The organism is Cellulomonas sp. KRMCY2 (assembly GCF_000526515.1).
Classification (GTDB): domain Bacteria; phylum Actinomycetota; class Actinomycetes; order Actinomycetales; family Cellulomonadaceae; genus Actinotalea.
Window position 1 is genome coordinate 3,618,036 of sequence record NZ_JAGF01000001.1, and the last position, 21,329, is coordinate 3,639,364.

A 21,329-nucleotide genomic window follows, 5' to 3' on the forward strand; every position below is an offset into this window, starting at 1 on the left:
AGGCGCCGTGCACCGGCGGGGACGGCGTGGGCTCAGCGGGACGGGTGCAGGTACGGGTTGACGGCGAGCTCGACGCTGATCCGGCTCGCAGGGCCGTGCCCCGGATGGACGGCTGTCGTCCGGTCGAGTGCCGCGACCCGGCGAAGGCTCGACGCCATCAGCGAGGCGTTGCCGCCCGGCAGGTCCGTCCGGCCGATCGTGCCGGCGAACAGCACGTCACCGGTCAGGGCGACCGGGCCGTCGGCGTCGAGCAGGTAGATCGTGGAGCCCTCGGTGTGGCCCGGGGCGTGCAGCACCGTCAGGGCCAGACCCTCGCCCGGACTCTCGCCGGTGGCGGCCAGTCGGAGCACCGCCGTGCCGTCCGGCCCGGCGGTGAAGGTCTCGACCCGCTCGGGCCGCTGCGGCAGCCCGACGGATCCGGAGCTCTCGGCCAGCTCGGCGAGCTGGGGTCCGAGCGGCCCGAGCGTCCCGAAGGGGTCGTCCAGCCGGTAGGCGTCGTCGGCGTGCAGGTGCAGGGCGACCTCGAGGGCCTCGCAGAGGGCCCCGGCGGACCAGGTGTGGTCGACGTGCCCGTGCGTGACGAGCACACCGACCGGGGTCCAGCCGTTGCCGTGGACCAGCCGCAGCACGTCCTCGACCACACCCGCACCCGGGTCGACCACCGCGCAGCGCCCGTCGTCGTCGACCAGGACGTAGCAGTTGGTGCCGAGCAGCGGGGCCACCACGGTCCGGATCTGCACCTCAGAAGACTAGCCTCCTGCCTCGCCGGCACGACCGAGACCAGACCGTGACGTCGCAGGTCCGTCGGTGGCGACAGCGCTCCGCGCGGCTTGCCTAGACTGTGCGAGGTCCCCGGCGCTGCAGATCGCACGCGCCTGGGTGCCGGGGCTGCGTCCTGCAGCCCACCGAGGTCAGACGGGAGTGCAGGTGTCCTCGAGCAAGCGGGAGCGCGAGTACGCACGCAGGCGCCACGAGAAGTGGCTCGCGCGCCAGGCCGAGATCCGTGCCAGGCGTCGACGGCAGCGCGTCATCGCAGGCGTCGTGGTGGGCGTCCTCGCCCTGGTCGCCGTCGTGCTGCTCGTGCTCGACCTGACCCGGAACGACCCCGCGCCCGTGGTCGCGGACCCGCAGGCGTCCGCGACCACCGAGCCCGATCAGACCACCGAGCCCGATCAGGTCGTGCCGACCGAGACCCCCCGCGCCATCCCGGACGCGGCACTCGCCGAGGCGCGCACCTGGACCGCGAACGTGCGGACGTCGGTGGGCGACCTGACCCTCGAGCTCGACGGCGCTGCTGCCCCGCAGGCTGTGGCGTCCTTCGTGACGCTCGCCCAGGAGGGCTTCTTCGACGGGACGACCTGTCACCGCCTGGTCACCGTCGACTACCACCTGCTGCAGTGCGGCGACCCGACCGGGACCGGCTTCGGCGGTCCGGGCTACCGCTTCGGCCCGATCGAGAACGCCCCGGCCGACGGCCTGTACCCGGCCGGTACCGTGGCCATGGCGCGGGCCGACGGCGACGGTGCGAGCATGGGCAGCCAGTTCTTCCTGGTGTACGAAGACACGATCATCCCGGCGGACACCGCCGGGGGCTACACGGTCCTCGGGACCATCACGAGCGGCATGGACGTCCTGACGGGCGTCGCGGATGCCGGAACGGCCGAGGGTGCCGGGCAGACGCCGGCCACCGAGGTCACCATCGAAGGAGTTGAGACGCAGTGACCGACCACGAGCCGACGGCGGACGAGCCGACGACCACCGAAGCCACTGCGGACCTGACGCCTATCGAGGTGACGGGCGCCGGCGAGGCGAGCAGCGAGGGCACCGTCGAAGGGGTCGCTGACGAGGAGGCGCCCGACGAGGAGGCGCCCGACGAGGAGCCGGTGGCCGACGAGGTCGTCGCACCCGACGAGGAGCCGGTGGCCGACGAGGTCGTCGCACCCGACGAGGAGCCGGTGGCCGACGAGGTCGTCGTCCCCGACGAGGAGCCGACGCCCGACGAGGTCGTCGTCCCCGACGAGGAGCCGACGCCCGACGAGCTCACGACCGTCGACGCCCCGGCAGCGGCGTCGACGACGTCGGAGAGCGACCAGACCGTCGAGGACGTCCCGACGCCGGAGGTGAGCCCGACCCTTGAGGGCTCCCCCGCTGCGCAGGCGCACGCCGCCGAGACGCCCGCACCGGAGGCCGCCCCGTCGGCCGAGACGACTCCGACTGCCCGGCCGATGGCACGTCCGGTTCCCCGGCCGCATGCCCCCTCGACCCGACCAGCAGTCCCGAGCCCCGCCGCCGTCGCCGCGACGGCCGGTCCGACGACCACGCCCGTGCCTGTCCCGCCGGCGCTGACGCCCGCCGAGAGTGCCGAGGCTGCCCGCTGGGGCCGGGTCGACGACGACGGCACCGTCTGGGTCCGCGAGGAGTCGGGCGAGCGCGTCGTCGGGCAGTACCCGGGTGCTGACCACTCCGACGCGCTGGCCTTCTACGTGCGCCGGTACGCCGACCTGCACGCCAAGGTGCTGCTCTTCGAGGCACGCCTGAGCGCGACCGATCTCCCGGTCAAGGAGATCGACTCCACCCTCGAGCACCTCACCGAGGAGCTCGCCGAACCCGCTGTCGTCGGCGACCTCGACGCCCTGCGCACGCGACTCGTCGCGCTCGGCGAGGTCGCCGCGCAGCGACGCGCCGTCGCCGACGCCGAGCGGGCTGCGGCCAAGCAGGCAGCGCTCGAGGCGCGAACGGCCATCGTCGAGGCGGCGGAGAAGATCGCCGGAACCGATCCCGAGCGCATCCAGTGGCGTCCCGCCGGTGAGCAGCTCCACGCGCTCCTCGATCAGTGGAAGGACGCCCAGCGGCACGGCCCGCGCGTCGATCGCGGCTCGGAGGACGCGCTGTGGAAGCGGTTCAGCCATGCGCGATCCACCTTCGACCGCGAGCGTCGTCGGTACTTCTCCGAGCTCGAGAAGCACAACGCCGGCGCGAAGGCGGAGAAGGCGGCCCTGGTCGCCACCGCCGAGCAGCTCGCCACCAGCACCGACTGGGCCGAGACGTCCTCCGCCTACCGCGACCTGATGACCCGCTGGAAGAACGCCGGGCGGGCGAGCCGCAAGGACGACGACGCCCTCTGGGCACGCTTCCGGGCAGCCCAGGACCAGTTCTTCAGCGCCCGGGACGCCAACCAGAAGGAGACCGACGCCGAGTTCGCAGCGAACCTCGAGGTGAAGCTCGCCCTGCTCGCGGAGGCCGAGAAGCTGGTCCCGGTTCGCGACCTGGCAGCCGCACGTGCCGGGCTGCGCGACCTCCAGGAGCGCTGGGAGAAGGCCGGCAAGGTGCCGCGCGGAGAGATCCAGCGCGTCGAAGGTCGACTGCGCGCCGTCGAGCAGGCCGTCCGAGAAGCCGAGCAGAGCCAGTGGCAGCGCAGCAACCCGGAGACGCGGGCACGGGCCGAGGGGGCCGCTGCACAGCTTCTCGCCGCCATCGCGGGGCTCGAGCAGGATCTCGCGAAGGCCACGGCTGCCGGCAACACGCGCAAGATCGCCGAGGCGCAGGCTGCCCTCGACGCGCGTCGTGCGTGGCTCGAGCAGGTCGAGCGCGCGGCTGCGGACTCACGCGGCTGAGCGGAGCGCTTCCGCGGCCTGCTGGGCTGCCGGCTGAGCTGGGCGCGCGCCGAGCGAGCCACGGTGCTCCCGTTCGAGCCGTCAGGCGTGCAGCGTGGGTGCCTCAGCCACCCGGGAGCCCGTGATCCGGTAGACGTCGAAGACGCCGTCCACCTTGCGCACCGCCGCGAGCACCGAGCTCAGGTGAGCCGGCTCGGCCATCTCGAAGACGAAGCGGGACAGGGCGACCCGGTCGCGCGAGGTCGAGACCGTCGCGGACAGGATGTTCACGTGATGGTCGGACAGCACGCGCGTGACGTCCGAGAGCAGGCGACTGCGGTCGAGCGCCTCGACCTGGATCTGGACGAGGAACATGGTGTTCGCACCGGTGTCCCACTCCACGTCGACAATCCGCTCGGGCTGGGCGCGCAGGTCGACGACGTTCGCGCAATCGGCCCGGTGGACGCTCACGCCGGTCCCCCGGGTGACGAACCCGATGATCTCGTCACCGGGGACCGGGGTGCAGCACTTGGCGAGCTTGGCCCAGATGTCGCTGACACCCTTGACGATGACGCCGGCGTCGCCGGTCCGCGCCCGACGCGTCTGATGGCCGGGACGAGCGGCCTCGGCCACGGTCTCCTCGGTGCCCTGCTCGCCACCCATCGACTGCACGAGACGGTGCACGACCGATGCCGCCGACGCCTGGCCCTCACCGATCGCGGCGTACAGCGCCGACACGTCGGCGAAGCGCATCTCGTTGGCGAGCGTGACGAGGCTCTCGTGGGTGAGCAGGCGCTGCAGCGGCAGGTGCTGCTTGCGCATCGCCTTGGCGATGGCGTCCTTGCCGTGCTCGATCGCCTCCTCGCGGCGTTCCTTCGAGAACCACTGGCGGATCTTGTTGCGCGCCCGCGGGCTCTTGACGAAGGTCATCCAGTCCCGGCTGGGGCCGGCGGTCTCCGACTTGGACGTCAGCACGTCGACGACGTCGCCGTTCTCCAGCTGCGAGTCGAGCGGCACGAGCCGGCCGTTGACCCGCGCACCCATCGTGCGATGACCGACCTCGGTGTGCACCGCGTAGGCGAAGTCGACAGGTGTCGAGCCGGACGGCAGTGCCATCACGTCGCCCTTGGGCGTGAAGACGAAGACCTCGGTGCCGCGGATCTCGAACCGCAGGGAGTCGAGGAACTCGCTCGGGTCGGCTGTCTCACGCTGCCAGTCGACGAGCTGACGGAGCCAGGCCATGTCGCCGGCGGCGTCGACGGCGCCGCCCTGCTGCTTGGCGATCTCCTTGTACTTCCAGTGCGCCGCGACGCCGTACTCCGCCCGACGGTGCATCTCGTGGGTGCGGATCTGGATCTCGACGGGCTTGCCGCCCGGACCGATCACCGTCGTGTGCAGGGACTGGTACATGTTGAACTTCGGCATCGCGATGTAGTCCTTGAACCGGCCGGGGACCGGGTTCCACCGCGCGTGCAGGGCACCGAGCGCCGCGTAGCAGTCGCGCACCGAGTCGACCAGGACACGGACGCCGACGAGGTCGTAGATGTCGGCGAAGTCGCGGCCGCGGACGATCATCTTCTGGTAGATCGAGTAGTAGTGCTTCGGGCGGCCGGTCACGACCGACTTGATCTTCACGGCCCGCAGGTCGGCGGTGACCTGCTCACGGACGACCGACAGGTACTCGTCCCGCGCCGGTGCCCGTTCGGCGACGAGGTGGACGATCTCCTCGTAGACCTTGGGGTACAGGGTCGCGAACGAGAGGTCCTCGAGCTCCCACTTGATGGTGTTCATGCCGAGCCGGTGCGCCAGCGGCGCATAGATCTCGAGCGTCTCGCGGGCCTTGCGCTCGGCCGACTCGACGGGCACGAACCGCCAGGTCCGGGCGTTGTGCAGCCGGTCGGCCAGCTTGATGACCAGGACCCGGATGTCGCGGGACATCGCCACGACCATCTTGCGCACGGTCTCGGCCTGGGCGGCATCGCCGTAGTTGACCTTGTCGAGCTTCGTGACGCCGTCGACCAGCATCGCGATCTCGGGCCCGAACTCCGCCTCGAGCGCAGTCAGCGAGTAGTCGGTGTCCTCCACGGTGTCGTGCAGGAGGGCCGCGGCGAGGGTCGGCGCCGTCATGCCGAGATCGGCGAGGATGGTCGCGACCGCGACCGGGTGGGTGATGTACGGGTCTCCGCTCCGGCGGACCTGGCCGCGGTGGGCGCGCTCAGCAGCCGTGTAGGCGCGCTCCAGGACGCTCAGGTCGGCCTTGGGGTGGTTGGCGCGGGCGGCGACCATCAGCGGCTCGAGGGCCGGCGAGCCAGCGGGCGTGCGGCTGCCGAACCTGACGAGCCGGGACCGCACCCGGTTCCCGGTCGCCGAGCCCTCCGAGGTGACCGGACGTGCGGCGACGTCGGCCGCAGCGTCGTCGGCCGCCGTGTCATCGGGCGCAGCGTCGTCGTCGCCGTCCGGCGCGTCGGGCAGTGCGACCGCCGGCACGTTGTCGATCGGCTCGGTGGCCAGACCGACCGGGCCGGGCGCAGCCGGCCGGATCGGCGCGTCGTCGGTGATGCCGTCGTCGGCCGCGGTGGTCGCCTCGGGCGCCGCGGCAGGGACGGGTGTCGACGTGTCGGCCATCAGGCCCTCCCTCCGCGCTGGACGATCGTCCGAGTCTAGATCGGTCACCGGAAGGCCGCGTCTGGGGCGTCAGTAGGTGAGCAGCACGTCCAGCTCACGTCCGGCGAGCTTGTCACGCCCGTTGAGGAAGGTCAGCTCCATCAGGAAGGCGAGCCCGACGACGACTCCCCCGGCCAGCTCCAAGAGCTCAGCGGTCGCGGCAGCGGTGCCGCCGGTGGCCAGGACGTCATCGACGACCAGGATCCGGGCTCCGCGCGGGATCACGTCGGCGTGCACCTCGAGGACGGCGCTGCCGTACTCCAGGTCGTACGCGCCGGCGAGCGTCGCACGCGGGAGCTTGCCCTCCTTGCGCACCGGCACGAAGCCCGCGCCGAGGCCGAGGGCGACCGGCGCACCGAGGATGAACCCCCGTGCCTCCACACCGACCACGATGTCGATGTCGGCCGGCGCCCGCGCGACCATGTGACGGACGACCGCCGCGAAGGTCGGACCGTCCGCGAGGAGCGGTGTGATGTCCTTGAACACCACACCGGGCTGGGGGTAGTCGGGCACGTCGTGCACGAGGCGCCTCGCCCGCTCGACGAGGTCGGTTGCCGGTGCCAGGGGTGTGGTCATGGCTTGCGTCCCGTCGGGCGGTTCGGCTTGTTCCGCTTGGGTTGTGCGCGCGTGCCGAGGTGCGTCCCGGGAACGGGGGCCCCGACGTGCACGGTCACCCGACCGGGCTCGCCCGTCCCGCCGGCCACCGTGGCGGCCGTGCGGCTCGCGAGCACCTTGGCCGTGTGCTCGGCGATCTTCGGCTCACGCTCGCGCAGGCTCACCTCGAAGGGTGTCGCGATGAAGATCGAGGAGAACGCGCCGACCGCGATGCCGATGAACAGGGCGAGGGCGATGTCCCGCAGCGTCCCGGCACCCAGGAGGAAGGCACCGATGAACAGGATCGCGCCGACCGGGAGCAGGGCGACGACGGACGTGTTGATCGACCGGACGAGGGTCTGGTTGACCGCGAGGTTCGCCAGCTCGGCATAGGTGTACCGACGCTGGTCGAGCGCGTCCTTGGTGTTCTCCCGAACCTTGTCGAACACGACCACTGTGTCGTACAGCGAGTACCCGAGGATCGTCAGGAAGCCGATCACCGTCGCCGGGCTGACCTCCCACCCCACGGCTGCGTAGAGGCCGACGGTGATCAACAGGTCGTGCGCCAGGGCGACGAGGGCCGCGGCGGCCATCCGCCAGGCCCGGAAGTAGAGCGTCATCACGACGCCCACGAGCCCCAGGAAGATGACCAGCCCGCGCAGGGCCTTGCTCGTCACGTCGGCGCCCCAGGTGGGGCCGACGAACGACGAGCTGACCTCGGTCCGCGGGACGTCGTAGGCGGCGGCCAGCGCATCGGCGACAGCCGTGGTCTCGGCGTCGGTCAGGTCGCTGGTCTGCACCCGCAGCGCCGACCCACCGACGACCGACACCCGCGGGATCTCGTCCGGGACGATCGCGGTGACCGCGTCGACAGCCGGCTGCTGCGCGGTGTCGCTCACGCTGCTGACCGTGAACTCCGCGCCGCCGCGGAAGTCGATGCTCGGGTTGAGCCCGCGGACCAGGAGCAGCAGGCCGGTCGACACGACCATCACCGCGGCGATCGCGTACCAGCGCCGACGGTGACCGACGATGTCGTAGGACCGCTTGCCCGTGTAGAGGTCGTTTCCCCACTGGGACACTCGCGAGGCCATCAGGCGTCCTTCCGATCGGTCTGTGCATCGGCCTCGGCGGTGGCTGCGGTCGTGACCGGGCTCACGGTGGCGGCGTCCTGGGCGGCCTTGCGTGCGGCGGCCCTGCGCTCGGCGATCGTGAGTCGGCGGTCGCCCGTCTCGACGTCCTCGGACGTCGGCCGGCCGGCCGCCCCCGCGAGGTCGAGCTCGCGTTCGGAGCCCTCCGGGTGGGTGCGATCGGCCCGCTGGGCGGCGGGGGCGACGCGCCCTCGACCCACGTATCGGCTGCGGGCACCGAGCATGCCCGGGTCGAGCCCGGAGAACTTGTGCCCCTGCCCGAAGAAACTGGTGCGCGCCAGCAGGAGCATCACCGGGTGGGTGAACAGGAAGACGACCATGAGGTCGATCAGGGTGGTCAGACCGAGGGTGAAGGCGAAGCCACGGACCCCACCGACGGCCAGGAAGTACAGCACGAAGGCTGCCAGGAAGTTCACCGCGTCGGAGGCCAGGATCGTCCGGCGAGCCCGCAGCCAGCCCTCGTCCACGGCTGCGACCAGCGTCCTGCCGTCCCGCAGCTCGTCACGGATCCGCTCGAAGTAGACGATGAAGGAGTCCGCGGTGATACCGATGGCCACGATGATGCCTGCGACACCGGGCAGGCTGAGCCGATAGCCCTGCGTCCAGGACAGCAGCGCGATGGCTGCGTAGACGAGCACGCCGGCGACGGCGAGCGAGGCGATCGTGACCGCGCCCAGCGCCCGGTACTGCACGATCGAGTAGATCCCGACCAGGATCAGGCCCACCAGACCGGCGAGGAGACCCCGCTGGAGCTGCTCGGAGCCGAGCGTCGCGGAGATCTGCTGCTCGCTCTGCACCTCGAACGTCAGCGGCAGAGCACCGAAGTTGAGCTGCCGGGCGAGGGTCGCGGCGGTCTCCCGCGTAAAGGTGCCCGAGATCTCGGCCATCCCGTTGGTGATCGCCGCGTTCACCGAGGGCGCCGAGATCACCAGGCCGTCGAGCACCATGGCGAACTGGTTGCGCGGGGGCTCGAGCTCCAGCAGGCGCGTCGTGACCGTGCGGAACGCAGCAGCACCGTCGCCGTTGAACGAGATGTTGGTGACCCACTCGTTGGTCTGGATCCCGCTCGGTCCGACGCGCAGCCCGGAGCTCGCGCTGTCGATGTCCGAGCCCTGGACCTCCACCGGGCCGAGGACGTACTTGGTCGTGCCCGAGGCGTCGCAGGCGACGACTGCGGCGTTCTGGTCGCCGACCAGCGCGCTGCCACCGCTCAGGTTCGCCGGGTCGGTGCAGTCACGAGCCTGGAAGTCGGCCAGGAGGGCGTCGGTCAACCACGCGGGGTCGCTGGCGTCGACCGGCTCGACCACGTCGGTCGCCGGGGTGGCGGTCGGGGCCGCGGCGGGTTCGCTCGCCTCCGGCGCGGCCTGCACGATGACCGGTCGGAAGAGCATCTGGGCCGACTCGCGCACCAGGCGGAGAGTCGCCTCGTCCGGCTCACCGGGCAGCGCCACGACGATGTTCGAGCCACCCTGGCTGGTGATCTCCGCCTCGGCGACACCTGAGGCGTCGATCCGCTGGCGGATCACATCGATCGCCTGGGAGATCGTGTCGTCGGTGACGCGGCTGCCGTCCTGCGCGGTCGGCCGCAGGATCACCTGCGTGCCGCCCTCGAGGTCGAGGGCCAGCTTGGGAGTCAGGGAGGCGTCGGACCACGTGGTCCCTGCCAGCAGACCCCCGAAGAGGGCCGTCACCAGGATCCCGAGCATCACCAGGGTGCGCACCGGTCGTTCGCGGTGGGTCGTCGTTGCCAACTGTTCGTCTTCTCTCGTGTGCGTGCGGCCCGTCCGCCCGGGCTACCGGCAGGCCGTGCGGTGTGTGACGGGGACGTGGCCCCGTCGGGTGATCAGCGTCGGGGACTGTCGCCCTCGTCGGTCCCGTCCGTCAGGCTCGAGGCGTCGTCCGGGACCTCGACGTCGTCGTCCTCCTCGAGCTCGTCGTCCTCGAGCTCGTCATCCTCGAGCTCGACGTCCTCGAGGCTCTCGTCGTCGTAGACGTTCTCGTCGTCCTCGACCTCCTCGTCGAGGTCGTCGGCGACCGGCGCCTCGATCAGCTTGGCGATCGCCGGGCGCAGCCACCGGGTGGTGACCCCCTCGGAGATCTCGAGCGTGATGACGTCGTCCTCGACCTCCACGATGGTGCCGAAGAGGCCGGAACCGGTCATCACGTCCTGCCCAGGTGTCAGGTTCGCCCGGAAGTCGGCGGCCTGCTTCTGCTGCTTGCGGGTGCGGTTCGTCATGAGCCACATCGCACCGAAGGCAAGGGCAAGGATGATCAGAAAGGTGGGATCCATGGCTTCGTCTCGCGTCCTGTGTCGATGGCAACCGCGCGCAGTCTAGGCGACCGGCGCTCCCCCGCCCTAACGCATCGGCGCTCTGCACGGTTCCGCCCGCCAGGCTACTGGACGGGTCGCCGACGAGCCGGGACCGAGGTCAGCCGAACAGCGTCGCTGCACCGTCGGGAGCGGTGAGCCCGAGGTGCGCCCAGGAGCGCGCGGTCGCGACCCGGCCCCGTGGGGTGCGGCCCATCAGACCCTCACGAACCAGGAACGGCTCGGCGACGGTCTCCACTGTCTCGGGCTCCTCGCCGACGGCGACGGCGAGTGTCGTCAGGCCGACCGGTCCGCCGCCGAAACGAACGCACAGGGCATGCAGCACTGACCTGTCGAGGCGGTCGAGTCCCAGGTCGTCGACCTCGTACACCGCCAGCGCGGCCTTGGCGGCGGCGTGGTCGAGCGTCCCGTCCCCGCGCACCTGAGCCCAGTCGCGCACCCGGCGCAGCAGGCGGTTCGCGATCCGGGGCGTTCCGCGCGAGCGCGCGGCGATCTCCACCGCCGCATCGTGGTGCAGGTCGACGGCGAGCAGGCCGGCCGAACGCACCAGGACCCGCTGCAGCTCGGCCTCGTCGTAGAAGTCCAGGTGCCCGGTGAAGCCGAAACGGTCGCGCAGCGGCGCCGGCAGCAGACCGGCCCGCGTGGTCGCACCGACCACGGTGAACGGTGGCAGGGCCAGGCCGATCGCGTTGGCACCGGGCCCCTTGCCGACCACGACGTCGACCCGGAAGTCCTCCATCGCGACGTACAGCAGCTCCTCGGCCGGTCGGGCCAGCCGATGGATCTCGTCGATGAACAGCACCTCGCGGTCCTCGAGCGAGGACAGCACGGCGGCGAGATCGCCGGCGTGCTGGATCGCCGGCCCGGAGGTCACTCGCATCGAGGTGCCCAGCTCCGCGGCGATGATCATCGCGAGCGTCGTCTTGCCCAGACCGGGCGGTCCGCTGAGCAGCACGTGGTCCGGCGCCCGATCACGGGCCATCGCTGCGTGCAGGACGAGCTCGAGCTGCTCCCGGACGACCCGCTGCCCGATGAACTCGCCGAGGTGCCGGGGCCGAAGCGCACTCTCCGCCGCCCGCTCCAGGTCCTCGGCACCGGGCGCGACGATCCGCTCGGTCGTGATCTCGTCGGTCGTCGTCTCGTCCTCAGCCATGCCCGCCGCCCAGCACCCGCAGCGCGGCGCGCAGCAGGGGTGCGACGTCGTCCGACTCGACCGCCCCCGCATCGGTCGGCAGGGCTGTCGTCACGGCGTCCTGGGCTGCCCGGAGGTTCCAGCCGAGACCGACGAGGGCCTCGACGACCTCGTCGCGACGATCCGCCGTGGCAGGTGCGGCCCCGCCGGCAGGACCGCCCGTCGTCGGGGGCCCGAGCCGGTCGGCGAGCTCGAGCACGATCCGCTGGGCGCCCTTGCGTCCGATGCCGGGAACCCGTTGGAGGGCCGCCAGGTCCTCGGTGGCGACTGCCCGACGCAGACCGTCCGGGGTGTGCACGGCGAGCATGGCCATCGCCAGGCGCGGCCCGACCCCGCTGACCGTCTGCACGGTCTCGAAGACGTCGCGCTCGTCGGCGTCGGCGAACCCGTAGAGCGTCAGGGAGTCCTCACGCACGACGAGCGAGGTCGCGAGCTCGCCCTGCTCCCCGACCCGCAGGCTGGCCAGCGTCGCCGGTGTCGCGTAGGCCCGCAGGCCCAGCCCGCCGACCTCCAGGACGACGGCGTCCAGACGGATGTTCGCCACCCGTCCTCGGAGCGTCGCGATCATGGTGAACCTCCTGCGCGAACCGGCTCGGGACCAGGGCCCTGCCGAACATGTGTACGACCAGCAACAACCGTAACAAGGGGCCGGTCAGGCCTTGGTGCGGCGCGCCGCAGCCTCTGCCTGTGCCCAGGCGGTCTGCGCCGCGGTCGCCGACGAGCGTCGGCGGGCTCTCGCGACAGCGCCGTCGGCGGGCCGGGCCGTCGCGCCGGTACCGAAGGGTGCCCCGGCGTGGCCGGCCGTGACGGGTCGCCACAGGTGACAGATCGCCAGGGCGAGGGCGTCCGCGGCGTCGGCCGGCGTCGGCACCTCGGGCAGCCCGAGGATCTTGGCGACCATCTGCTGGACCTGGGCCTTGGGCGCGCGGCCGTTGCCGGTCACCGAGGCCTTGACCTCGCTCGGCGTGTGCAGGGCGACCGGTATCCCGCGGGACGCGGCGGCGGCCATCACCACGCCGGAGACCTGGGCGGTGCCCATGACGGTGCGCACGTTGTGCTGGGCGAAGACCCGCTCGACCGCGACGGCGTCCGGCCGGTGGGTGTCGAGCCAGAGCTCGACCTCGGCCCCGATCCTGCACAGTCGGACCGCGATGTCGTCGTCGACGGACGACCGGGCGACGCCGACCGCCACGAGCGCAACCCGCCGTCCGGCCACGGAGTCGACGACGCCCAGCCCGCACCGGGTCAGGCCCGGGTCGACGCCGAGCACGCGCACAGGCTCAGCCCTCCTCGTCGAGCTCCGCCATGACCTCGTCGGACGCGTCGAAGTTGGCGAACACGTCCTGCACGTCGTCGCTGTCCTCGAGGGCGTCGATCAGGCGCAGGATCTTCCGGGCGCCGTCGACGTCGACCTCGATCTGGGTCGCCGGGACGAACTGGGCCTCGGCCGAGTCGTAGTCGATGCCGGCGTCCTGCAGCGCGGTCCGGACGGCGACGACGTCGGTCGCCTCGCTCATGATCTCGAAGGCCTCACCCAGGTCGGTGACCTCGTCGGCGCCCGCGTCGAGCACTGCACCGAGGACGTCGTCCTCGGTCAGGCCGTCTGCCTTCGGGACGATGACGACGCCGCGCCGGGAGAAGAGGTACGACACCGAACCGGGGTCGGCCAGTGAGCCGCCGTTGCGGGTGAACGCGACCCGGACGTCCGACGCAGCGCGGTTGCGGTTGTCGGTCAGGCACTCGACGAGCACCGCGACGCCACCGGGGCCGTAGCCCTCGTACATGATCGTCTGGTAGTCGGCGCCGCCGGCCTCCTGACCGGAGCCGCGCTTGACCGCGCGGTTGATGTTGTCGATCGGCACCGACGACTTCTTGGCCTTCTGGACGGCGTCGAACAGGGTCGGGTTGCCGGCGAGGTCGGCACCACCGGTCCGGGCCGCCACCTCGATGTTCTTGATCAGCTTCGCGAAGAGCTTGCTGCGCTTGGCGTCGACGACCGCCTTCTTGTGCTTGGTCGTGGCCCACTTGGAGTGACCGGACATCGTTCGTAACCCCTCAACCGCGGTCGGTGACGATCTGGACGAACATCCGGTGCAGGCGCAGGTCGCCGCTGATCTCCGGATGGAAGGACGTGGCCACGACGTCGCGCTGGCGCACCGCGACGATCCTACCGGCGGCCGCACCCGTGGCCACGGTCGCCAGGACCTGCGTGCCAGGACCGGCCTCCTCGACCCACGGCGCGCGGATGAAGACCGCGTGCACAGGATGCTCGGTGCTGTCCGGCACCCCGGCGACCACGAGGTCGGTCTCGAACGAGTCCACCTGACGGCCGAAGGCGTTGCGGCGGACGGTGATGTCGAGGCCGCCGAGCGTGCGCTGACCGTCGATCCCCCCGGTGATCCGGTCCGCCAGCAGGATCATCCCGGCGCAGGACCCGTAGGCCGGCAGGCCGCCGGCGATGGCCTGCTGCAGCGGGTCGAAGAGCTCGAAGATGTGGAGCAGCTTGTCGATCGTCGTGGACTCGCCACCGGGCAGCACGATCGCGTCGACGCCCGCGAGGTCTGCGGCGCGCCGGACGGACACCGCCCGGGCGCCGGAGGCATCGAGCGCTGCCATGTGCTCACGCACGTCACCCTGCAGGGCGAGCACGCCGATGGTCGGTTGGGCAGTCACGACGGGCGATTCTACGGCGCCTATGCTCGACGGATGACGACGTCTGCCCCGGCACCCGGCCCGCGATCCCCGGCCGGACCGGGTCCAGGACGCGGCCAGGTCGCTCCCGACGGACGACCGGTCTCCACGCGGGCGCCCCGCGTGCTGACCTTCGCCGGCGTGGCGCTGTGCCTCGTCGCCCTGGCGTTGACGGCGCTCGCCGCGCGGAGCTTCGGGGGCCTGTTGCCGCTCGACCTCCTGGATGCCGAGGGCGGGCCGGGCACTGCTGTCGTCGGGGTCGTGCCGGCACCTGGTTCGGTGCCCGTGGAGCTCGAGGGCGGTGCCGACTACGACCTGTTCGTTGCGCACGACCACGGTGGCGCCGACCTCGCCGTCGAGCTCGAGGGCGACATCACGGTGCGTGCGCCGGACGGCACCGCTGTCGACGTCCGGGACCACGCGGAGGTCGACCAGCACCTCGGGCGAGGCGATACCCAGGTCGACACGGTCGGCTCGTTCCGCGCCGCCCGCTCCGGGACCTACACCGTGAAGGCACCGTCGACGGCGGACGGGAGCACCGCCTCGGTCCTGATCGCACCGGAGCAACACCTGATGCCCTTCGTCGGCGGGATCTTCGGCACCGTGCTCGGGCTTCTCGGTGCGGTCTTCGTCGGCATCGTCGGTGCCTGCATGACGATCGGCGGCGCGCTCTGGTGGCGCTCCCGTGCCCGCACCCAGGCCGCCCAGGGAGCGCCTCGCGCCGCACCGTGAGCGTGCGGCAGGCGTGCGCTCGGCGCGGGTGGTCGGTCGGTCGGTCGGACGGAGCCCCGTCGGGGCCCCGTCAGGGCCCGGTACCGAGCTGCCGGACGACGCCGTCCCACCCGGCCAGGAGGTCACGGGCGAGGTCGACGAACCCCTCCGGGTAGACCTGCTCGGGGACCGTCGCGAGATCGTCGAGGTGCCACCAGCGGACCTCGTCCATGAACTGTCGCTCGAGGTCGGTCCAGCCGTGCATCGCGATCTCGCCCGGTGCCTCGACCCTGGCGAGGAAGAAGTCCTCGGCCTGGCGCACGGTGCGCCGCGCGAAGTCGAACAGCGCCGTGCGGGTCAGGACGGGCCCCACCAGCGCCGTGGCATCGAGGCGCAGGCCCGTCTCCTCGTAGAGCTCGCGCAGGGCGGCGTCACGGGCGGACTCCCCTGCGTCGATCCCGCCACCGACGGTGAACCACCAGTGCCGGTCCGGCTCGTCGAGATCGTGCCCGCGGACCATCAGGACGCGGTCCTGCGGGTCGACCAGGATCAGGCGTGCTGCGGTGCGGAACGGCACACCGTCGTCGCCGAGCACCCAGTCGGGGCCCAGCTGGAGGAACCCGTCACGCCAGGTGTCGTCGGGCGCGCCGGACGTCACCAGCCGCGCTCGGCCAGCCGGTGCGGCTCGGGCACGTCCTCGACGTTGATGCCGACCATGGCCTCGCCGAGACCACGAGAGACCGTGGCGATCACGTCGGGGTCGTCGAAGAACGTGGTGGCCTTGACGATCGCGGCCGCACGCTGCGCGGGGTTGCCCGACTTGAAGATCCCGGACCCGACGAAGACGCCCTCGGCGCCGAGCTGCATCATCATCGCTGCGTCGGACGGTGTGGCGATGCCACCGGCCGTGAACAGGACGACGGGGAGCTTGCCGGCGCGGGCGACCTCGGCGACCAGGTCATAGGGAGCCTGGAGGTCCTTGGCCGCGACGTACAGCTCGTCCGGGGGCAGGGTCATCAGGCGGCGGATCTGGTCACGGATCTGGCGCATGTGCGTGGTCGCGTTCGACACGTCGCCGGTGCCGGCCTCACCCTTTGACCGGATCATCGCCGCACCCTCGGAGATCCGGCGCAGCGCCTCACCGAGGTTCGTCGCGCCGCAGACGAAGGGAACGGTGAACGCCCACTTGTCGATGTGGTGCGTGTAGTCGGCCGGCGTGAGGACCTCGGACTCGTCGACGTAGTCCACGCCGAGGGACTGCAGCACCTGGGCCTCGACGAAGTGGCCGATCCGGGCCTTGGCCATGACGGGGATCGACACGGCCTCGATGATCCCGTCGATCAGGTCGGGATCGCTCATCCGTGCCACGCCACCCTGCGAACGGATGTCCGCCGGCACGCGCTCGAGGGCCATGACGGCGACCGCACCCGCGTCCTCGGCGATCTTCGCCTGCTCCGCGTTGACGACGTCCATGATGACCCCGCCCTTGAGCATCTCGGCCATGCCGCGCTTGACCTTGGCGGTGCCGATGACGTTCGGGGTCTGCTCGCTGCTCACGTCGATCCTTCGTCAGGAGGGGAGGATTGTCCGCTTCGTCGTCGTCGCGGTGATTCTCATCCTAGCCCGCGAGAGACCGCTTCCTGGCCCGCGAGCGACCGCTGGACGGCATGCCTGGCGGCCGCCACGTCCTGCAGGAGCGAGGCCTCCTCGGCCGACGTCAGGGGGTCGGGGTGACGGATCCTGACCCGCTGACGCTGGTACGCCAGCCGGGTGGCCGCGACCTGGAAGTCGCGCATCGCGTGCTTCGCCCAGGGACCGCGGTGGCCGGCCCAGGCCCGGGCCCGCCGCCGCTCGCCGAGCGAGGCGAGCATCGTGACCTCGGCCGGCGCGAACCATCCCGCGGTCGCGTACTCGGCCAGCCGGTCCCGTACGACAGCGGCCTCACGGCGGCGCAGCCAGAAGACCAGCCCGACCGCGCCGAGGAACAGCGGGAGCTGCAGCGCGACGTAGAGCACGAGGAACCCGGTGCCGTCGCCCATCATGGCGCTGCCGTTCCACAGACCGTGCAGCGCCATGCCGACCAGGAGGCCGAGCGGCAGGGTCCACAGCCACGCGAGCCGGCTCCGGCTCTGCGCGGCGAAGCCGAGGGCCAGCCCGGTGCACGCTGTGAACAGCACGTGCGCGAACGGGGACATCACGGCCCGCATCATGAAGATGGTCAGGACGGCCTGTCCCCCGTCGGCGGAGCCTGCCGTCATGGCCATCGTGCTGCCGAAGTACAGGATGTTCTCGACGAATGCGAACCCGGCGGCCACCGTCGCCGCGTAGACGAGCCCGTCGACGAGCCCGTCGAACGAACGACGCCAGACGAGGAAGATCAGCAGCACCCCAGCTGCCTTGATCGACTCCTCGACGATCGGCGCGACGACGGCCGCACCGAGGACGTTCGCCGTCGTCTCGTCGGATCCTGCGCCGACCATGGCGACCATCGCCCCGGTGTTCAGGACGAGGGCGACGAGCACCGAGACCGACGCGCCCCAGCCGAAGGCCACGGCGAGGGCCTGCCACGGCTCACGCTCCCACCGGTCGACCCACAGCACTGCGGCCATCACACCGGCCAGCGGCACGAGGGCCAGGACGGCTGCGCCGGGCAGCGCCGCGATCCCGATCTGGAAGGCGATCACCGCGAGAGCCACCAGGACCAGGACGCCGAGGAGCACGAGCGCCACGACGGTGCCGGCCCCGTGCTGGGCACGGCGTCGCGGCGCCGGGGCGAAACCCACCGGGACGAGCGCGGCCGGGGCCGGGGCGGGAGCGGGGTTGGCCGTGACCGGCCGGTAGGCGCGCGGAGAGGTCTGCGGGTACGGCTGCGCGCTGTACCGGGCCGCTGTCGGCAGGGGTGGCCGGCCCTGCGGCGGTGGCGGTGGGTACGGCTGGCTCATGCGGTCTCCCCAGGCCGTGCGAATGCTTCGGGCCAGGCGTCATCGATCTCGACGGTCCGCGGCATCCGGGCGCGACCGTGCAGGCGGAGCATGCGGACGAGGAGCTTGCGCCGGACCCGCTGGGTCTGCGCGACGGCCTCGTTGTGGAAGCGGCGGGCGAGCTGCACGCGGTACCAGGCGGCCGCGAGCGCATCGACGAGCTCGGCGCCGAGCGGGGCGCTGCGCAGGGCCCGGACCTCGTCGGCCCCGCCGAGCGCAGCACGCACCGTACGGGACAGGTCGCTCTCGGCGCGTTCGCGCTCGGGCTGGTCCTCGACGGTGCTGCCCTCGAGCGAGCAGGCGTCGATGGTCGTGCCGAGGTCGGGCACGTCGGCGGCGAGGTCGGGCCGGCTGTGGCTGCCCGCTGAGAGGGCCGTCCAGGCGGCCTCGCCGACAAGGACGGCGCTGACCGGGTCGAGCAGACCCGACGACGCGAGCTCGGCGGCCGCTGACGCGCGGCGAACCAGCTGGTTGTCGAGCGCTGCGCACGAGGTCGCGACCTTGCGGTGCAGGCGGTCGAGACGGCTGGCGGCGACCCAGACCCACCACAGCTGCACCAGGAGCGCCGCCGCGACGACGACGGTGATCTCGGACCAGGTCATCGGGAGCCACCTCGATCCGGGCCGGACCCGGCGTCGGCGTCGGCGTCGGCGATGGTGCGGACCGACGACGGGTCCTCGCCGACCCGGACGCGCGGGACGGTGCCCGACAGGACCATCTCGTAGACCGTCAGCACCTGTTCGGCGACGACCGACCAGTCGTACCGGCGGACCACGACGCTCGCCCGCGCGGCGGTCCGGGCTCGCAGCTCCGGGTCGCGCAGGACGCGGTTGAGCGTCGCTGCGAGGTCACCGGGATCGCCCGTCCGGAACAGGACGCCCGCTGCGCCTTCGTCGAGGACCCGACGGAAGGCGCCGAGGTCGCTCGCCACGACTGTGGCCCCGGCGCTCATCGCCTCGACCAGCACGATGCCGAAGCTCTCACCGCCGGTCTGCGGTGCGACGTAGACGTCGACCGAGCTGAGCAGCCGAGCCTTGTCCTCGTCGGAGATCCCCCCGAGGAACTCGACGGACGCAGTGGCCGGGCCCAGGGTCTCGCGCGCCTCCGCCTCGCCGGCCTCACCGCGCCCGGCGACCAGGAAGCGTGCGCCGGGGTGCTCGGCGAGCACCCCGGCGACAGCCTGGGTCAGGACGGGCAGACCCTTGCGCGGCTCGTCGAGCCGGCCGAGGAAGGCGATGGTCGGTGCCTGCGGCGTGCCGGTCCACCGGGGGTCGGGCTCGGCCGCCTCGAACGCGTCGACGTAGACCCCGTTCGGGATGACCACCGCGTCACCGCCCAGGTGCTCGACGAGCGTGCGGCGGGCGTCCTCCGACACGGCGATCCGCGCCGAGATCTTCTCCATGCTCTGGCGCACCATCGGATAGGCAACCTGCAGGGCACGCGAGCGGAGCAGGGCGGTGTGGAACGTCGCGACGATCGGGCCGGACGCGATCCACAGGGCGAGCATGCCGAGGCTCGGGGTGACCGGCTCGTGCAGGTGCAGGATGTCGAAGTCGCCCGCCGCGAGCCACCGGCGCACCCGGCGCGCGCTGACCGGCCCGAACGTCATCCGCGCGACAGCACCGTTGTAGCGCACCGGGATGGCCCGGCCGGCGGTCGTCATGTAGTCGGGGACGGGTGTGTCGTCGTCGGCCGGTGCGAGCACCGACACGGTGTGCCCCAGGTCCTGGAGGGCCTCGGCCAGGTCGCGGACGTGGAACTGCACGCCGCCGGGGACGTCGAACGAGTACGGGCAGACCAGACCGATCCGCAGGCCCTGCTGGCTCACGTGGCCTCCTCGGCATGCTCCGCGCCGGCCCGGGTGGCGGCATCGCGCTGCGGGTCGAGATCGGCGACGAAGACCTTCTGGAGCATGTGCCAGTGGGTCGGGTGTGCCGCGATGTCGGCACCCAGGACGTCGACCCATGCCTGGGTCAGTCGCTGCACCCGCTCGCCGCGCGGGCCGTCGTCCGGTGCAGGCAGCGCCTCGTGGAAGGTGAGCGCGATGCCCCAACGGCTGCCGGCCGCCCGGCGACCTGCCCCGCGCAGGCGGACGTGCCGGATCGTGGTCGGGAAGAGGGCGGCGCCTGTGCTCACGGCCAGCACGGCGGGGCCGGCCGCGACCCGGGCGACCTGGCCGAACAGGTCGACCTCGACCCCACGGGCCGTCAGGTCGCGGTCGGCGAGCAGCGGCACCAGGATCCCGCCGGCACGGACCGCCCGGATGAGCTCGCGGAAGGCGTCGCTGCCTGCGTCCAGCGGGACGATCGTGAGCCCGAAGCCCTCGCGCAGCCGCACGAACTCGTCGAAGACGTCCGGGGGCTCGAGCCGCTCGGCGACGGTCGTCACCGGAGCCAGATGCGCCGAGGCCCACGCGCCGGCGAGGTCGTAGTTGCCCTGGTGCCCGAGCGCGAGCACGACGGAGCGCCCCTTCGTGACCTCGGCCATGATGCCCTCGGCGCCCTGGACCAGCACCCGGGCGGTCATCTGCTCCTGGGTCATGCGGCCGAGCATGAACGTCTCGCCGAAGTAGCGGAGGTAGGTGCGCACGCCCTCGCGGCTCAGCTGCCGCAGCTCCTGCGGGGTGGCCGCGGGGCGGACCCGGGCCAGGTTGGCCTCGAGCTGGCGGACACCGCCACCCCGACGGAGCCAGGCGACGTCGGCGGCCACGTGCATCGCCGCGCGGACGACGTCCTCGGGGAGCCGGGCCGCGACGCGCCAGCCGATCAGGAAGAGGGAGGTGGTCCGCCTCGCCCTCACGGGGAGCCCTCGCTCGGGCCGGCCGCTGCTCTGACCTGTCGACGGACCGTTGCCATCCGCTGCAGGACGGTGACCGCGCTGGCGACCGCCAGCACAGCGAGCACGACCGTGAGCACGACCGGCGGCAGCCCGAGGCCGACCAGCCCGGCTGCCGTCAGGACGAGGGTCAGCCGGTCGGCACGCTCGGCGATCCCGACGCTCGCCGTCATGCCGAGGCCTTCGGCCCGCGCTCGCGTGTAGGGCACGACGGAGCCGAGGACGAGGCACGTGAGCGCCAGCACGGCACCGACCGGGTCGTCGCCGCGCCCGGCGAGGTACACGACGAGCCCGCTGAAGATCGCGGCGTCGGCGAACCTGTCGAGGGTGGAGTCGAGGAAGGCGCCCCACGGACCGGCACGGCCCGACGAGCGCGCCATCACGCCGTCGATGAGGTCGCTCAGCACGAAGAGCGTGATGACGAGGGTTCCCGCGAGAAGGTGTCCGAGGGGGAACAGCCACAAGGCGGCGACGACCACCCCGAGCGTCCCGGTGATCGTGACGGCGTCCGGCGAGACCCCACGTCGGAGCAGGAACTCGGCGATCGGGGTGAAGGCGCGGGTCGTCACCGCACGCAGCTGACTCAGCACG

Annotated in this window: 21 protein-coding genes; 3 read left to right on the plus strand and 18 right to left on the minus strand. The window is 72.2% G+C overall.

Going from position 1 to position 21,329, the window contains the following annotated elements:
* Positions 1-32: 32 nt before the first annotated feature.
* Positions 33-740 carry an MBL fold metallo-hydrolase gene (locus tag K415_RS0116970; protein WP_024288237.1) on the minus strand — a complete coding sequence of 236 codons (708 nt, stop codon included), beginning with the start codon at positions 738-740 and terminating at the stop codon, positions 33-35.
* A gap of 187 nt (positions 741-927) precedes the next feature.
* Between K415_RS0116970 and K415_RS0116975 the strand changes: the two genes are divergently transcribed.
* Together K415_RS0116975 and K415_RS0116980 are read left to right on the plus strand one after the other, a co-directional pair.
* On the plus strand, positions 928-1,722 hold the full coding sequence (locus K415_RS0116975) for a peptidylprolyl isomerase (RefSeq protein WP_024288238.1): 795 nt from the start codon (positions 928-930) through the stop codon (positions 1,720-1,722).
* Positions 1,719-3,614, plus strand: coding sequence for a DUF349 domain-containing protein (locus K415_RS0116980; protein WP_024288239.1), 1,896 nt, complete (start codon positions 1,719-1,721; stop codon positions 3,612-3,614). Before K415_RS0116975 ends, K415_RS0116980 begins: the two co-directional genes overlap by 4 nt.
* Positions 3,615-3,695: 81 nt before the next feature.
* Here K415_RS0116980 and K415_RS0116985 read toward each other — a convergent pair whose 3' ends face one another.
* The 10 genes from K415_RS0116985 to pdxT form a co-directional block, all read right to left on the minus strand.
* The gene (locus K415_RS0116985) at positions 3,696-6,218 is read right to left on the minus strand and encodes a bifunctional (p)ppGpp synthetase/guanosine-3',5'-bis(diphosphate) 3'-pyrophosphohydrolase (protein WP_024288240.1); all 2,523 of its coding nucleotides are present in this window, start codon (positions 6,216-6,218) and stop codon (positions 3,696-3,698) included.
* Positions 6,219-6,287: 69 nt separating this feature from the next.
* Positions 6,288-6,833, minus strand: a complete 546-nt coding sequence (locus tag K415_RS0116990; protein ID WP_024288241.1) for an adenine phosphoribosyltransferase — start codon at positions 6,831-6,833, stop codon at positions 6,288-6,290.
* Positions 6,830-7,942, minus strand: coding sequence for a protein translocase subunit SecF (secF, locus tag K415_RS0116995; RefSeq protein WP_024288242.1), 1,113 nt, complete (start codon positions 7,940-7,942; stop codon positions 6,830-6,832). The genes K415_RS0116990 and secF overlap by 4 nt, the downstream gene beginning before the upstream one ends.
* Entirely contained in the window at positions 7,942-9,705 is a 1,764-nt protein-coding gene (secD, locus tag K415_RS22130; RefSeq protein ID WP_029664022.1) for a protein translocase subunit SecD, read from the minus strand. The genes secF and secD overlap by 1 nt, the downstream gene beginning before the upstream one ends.
* A gap of 137 nt (positions 9,706-9,842) precedes the next feature.
* Positions 9,843-10,289 carry a preprotein translocase subunit YajC gene (gene yajC / locus K415_RS0117005; protein ID WP_024288244.1) on the minus strand — a complete coding sequence of 149 codons (447 nt, stop codon included), beginning with the start codon at positions 10,287-10,289 and terminating at the stop codon, positions 9,843-9,845.
* Between the two features lie 139 nt (positions 10,290-10,428).
* Positions 10,429-11,481: a Holliday junction branch migration DNA helicase RuvB gene (ruvB, locus tag K415_RS0117010; RefSeq protein WP_024288245.1), complete on the minus strand. Its 1,053-nt coding sequence runs from the start codon at positions 11,479-11,481 to the stop codon at positions 10,429-10,431.
* Positions 11,474-12,088 (minus strand): Holliday junction branch migration protein RuvA, encoded by a 615-nt coding sequence (gene ruvA, locus K415_RS0117015; protein WP_024288246.1) that lies wholly within the window; start codon positions 12,086-12,088, stop codon positions 11,474-11,476. Before ruvA ends, ruvB begins: the two co-directional genes overlap by 8 nt.
* 84 nt (positions 12,089-12,172) lie before the next feature.
* Positions 12,173-12,796, minus strand: a complete 624-nt coding sequence (gene ruvC / locus K415_RS0117020) for a crossover junction endodeoxyribonuclease RuvC (RefSeq protein ID WP_024288247.1) — start codon at positions 12,794-12,796, stop codon at positions 12,173-12,175.
* Positions 12,797-12,800: 4 nt separating this feature from the next.
* Positions 12,801-13,562, minus strand: coding sequence for a YebC/PmpR family DNA-binding transcriptional regulator (locus K415_RS0117025; RefSeq protein ID WP_024288248.1), 762 nt, complete (start codon positions 13,560-13,562; stop codon positions 12,801-12,803).
* A 13-nt stretch (positions 13,563-13,575) separates the two neighbouring features.
* Entirely contained in the window at positions 13,576-14,193 is a 618-nt protein-coding gene (gene pdxT, locus K415_RS0117030; protein ID WP_024288249.1) for a pyridoxal 5'-phosphate synthase glutaminase subunit PdxT, read from the minus strand.
* Between the two features lie 33 nt (positions 14,194-14,226).
* On the opposite strand from pdxT, the gene K415_RS0117035 reads away from it, so the two are divergent.
* Entirely contained in the window at positions 14,227-14,943 is a 717-nt protein-coding gene (locus K415_RS0117035) for a hypothetical protein (RefSeq protein WP_155859508.1), read from the plus strand.
* Between the two features lie 70 nt (positions 14,944-15,013).
* Here the strand turns inward: K415_RS0117035 and K415_RS0117040 are convergent, their stop codons facing one another.
* The 7 genes from K415_RS0117040 to pgsA are packed head-to-tail and all read right to left on the minus strand — an operon-like array spanning position 15,014 to position 21,328.
* On the minus strand, positions 15,014-15,580 hold the full coding sequence (locus K415_RS0117040) for an NUDIX hydrolase (protein WP_024288251.1): 567 nt from the start codon (positions 15,578-15,580) through the stop codon (positions 15,014-15,016).
* Positions 15,577-16,479 (minus strand): pyridoxal 5'-phosphate synthase lyase subunit PdxS, encoded by a 903-nt coding sequence (gene pdxS / locus K415_RS0117045; protein ID WP_029664025.1) that lies wholly within the window; start codon positions 16,477-16,479, stop codon positions 15,577-15,579. The genes K415_RS0117040 and pdxS overlap by 4 nt, the downstream gene beginning before the upstream one ends.
* Positions 16,480-16,535: 56 nt before the next feature.
* Positions 16,536-17,864 (minus strand): PrsW family intramembrane metalloprotease, encoded by a 1,329-nt coding sequence (locus tag K415_RS0117050; RefSeq protein ID WP_024288253.1) that lies wholly within the window; start codon positions 17,862-17,864, stop codon positions 16,536-16,538.
* Positions 17,861-18,505 (minus strand): hypothetical protein, encoded by a 645-nt coding sequence (locus K415_RS0117055; protein WP_024288254.1) that lies wholly within the window; start codon positions 18,503-18,505, stop codon positions 17,861-17,863. The genes K415_RS0117050 and K415_RS0117055 overlap by 4 nt, the downstream gene beginning before the upstream one ends.
* Positions 18,502-19,731 (minus strand): glycosyltransferase family 4 protein, encoded by a 1,230-nt coding sequence (locus K415_RS0117060; protein WP_024288255.1) that lies wholly within the window; start codon positions 19,729-19,731, stop codon positions 18,502-18,504. The genes K415_RS0117055 and K415_RS0117060 overlap by 4 nt, the downstream gene beginning before the upstream one ends.
* Entirely contained in the window at positions 19,728-20,702 is a 975-nt protein-coding gene (locus K415_RS0117065) for a phosphatidylinositol mannoside acyltransferase (RefSeq protein WP_024288256.1), read from the minus strand. Before K415_RS0117065 ends, K415_RS0117060 begins: the two co-directional genes overlap by 4 nt.
* Complete coding sequence (pgsA, locus tag K415_RS0117070; protein WP_024288257.1) at positions 20,699-21,328, minus strand: phosphatidylinositol phosphate synthase; 630 nt, start codon at positions 21,326-21,328, stop codon at positions 20,699-20,701. Before pgsA ends, K415_RS0117065 begins: the two co-directional genes overlap by 4 nt.
* Position 21,329: the final 1 nt, after the last annotated feature.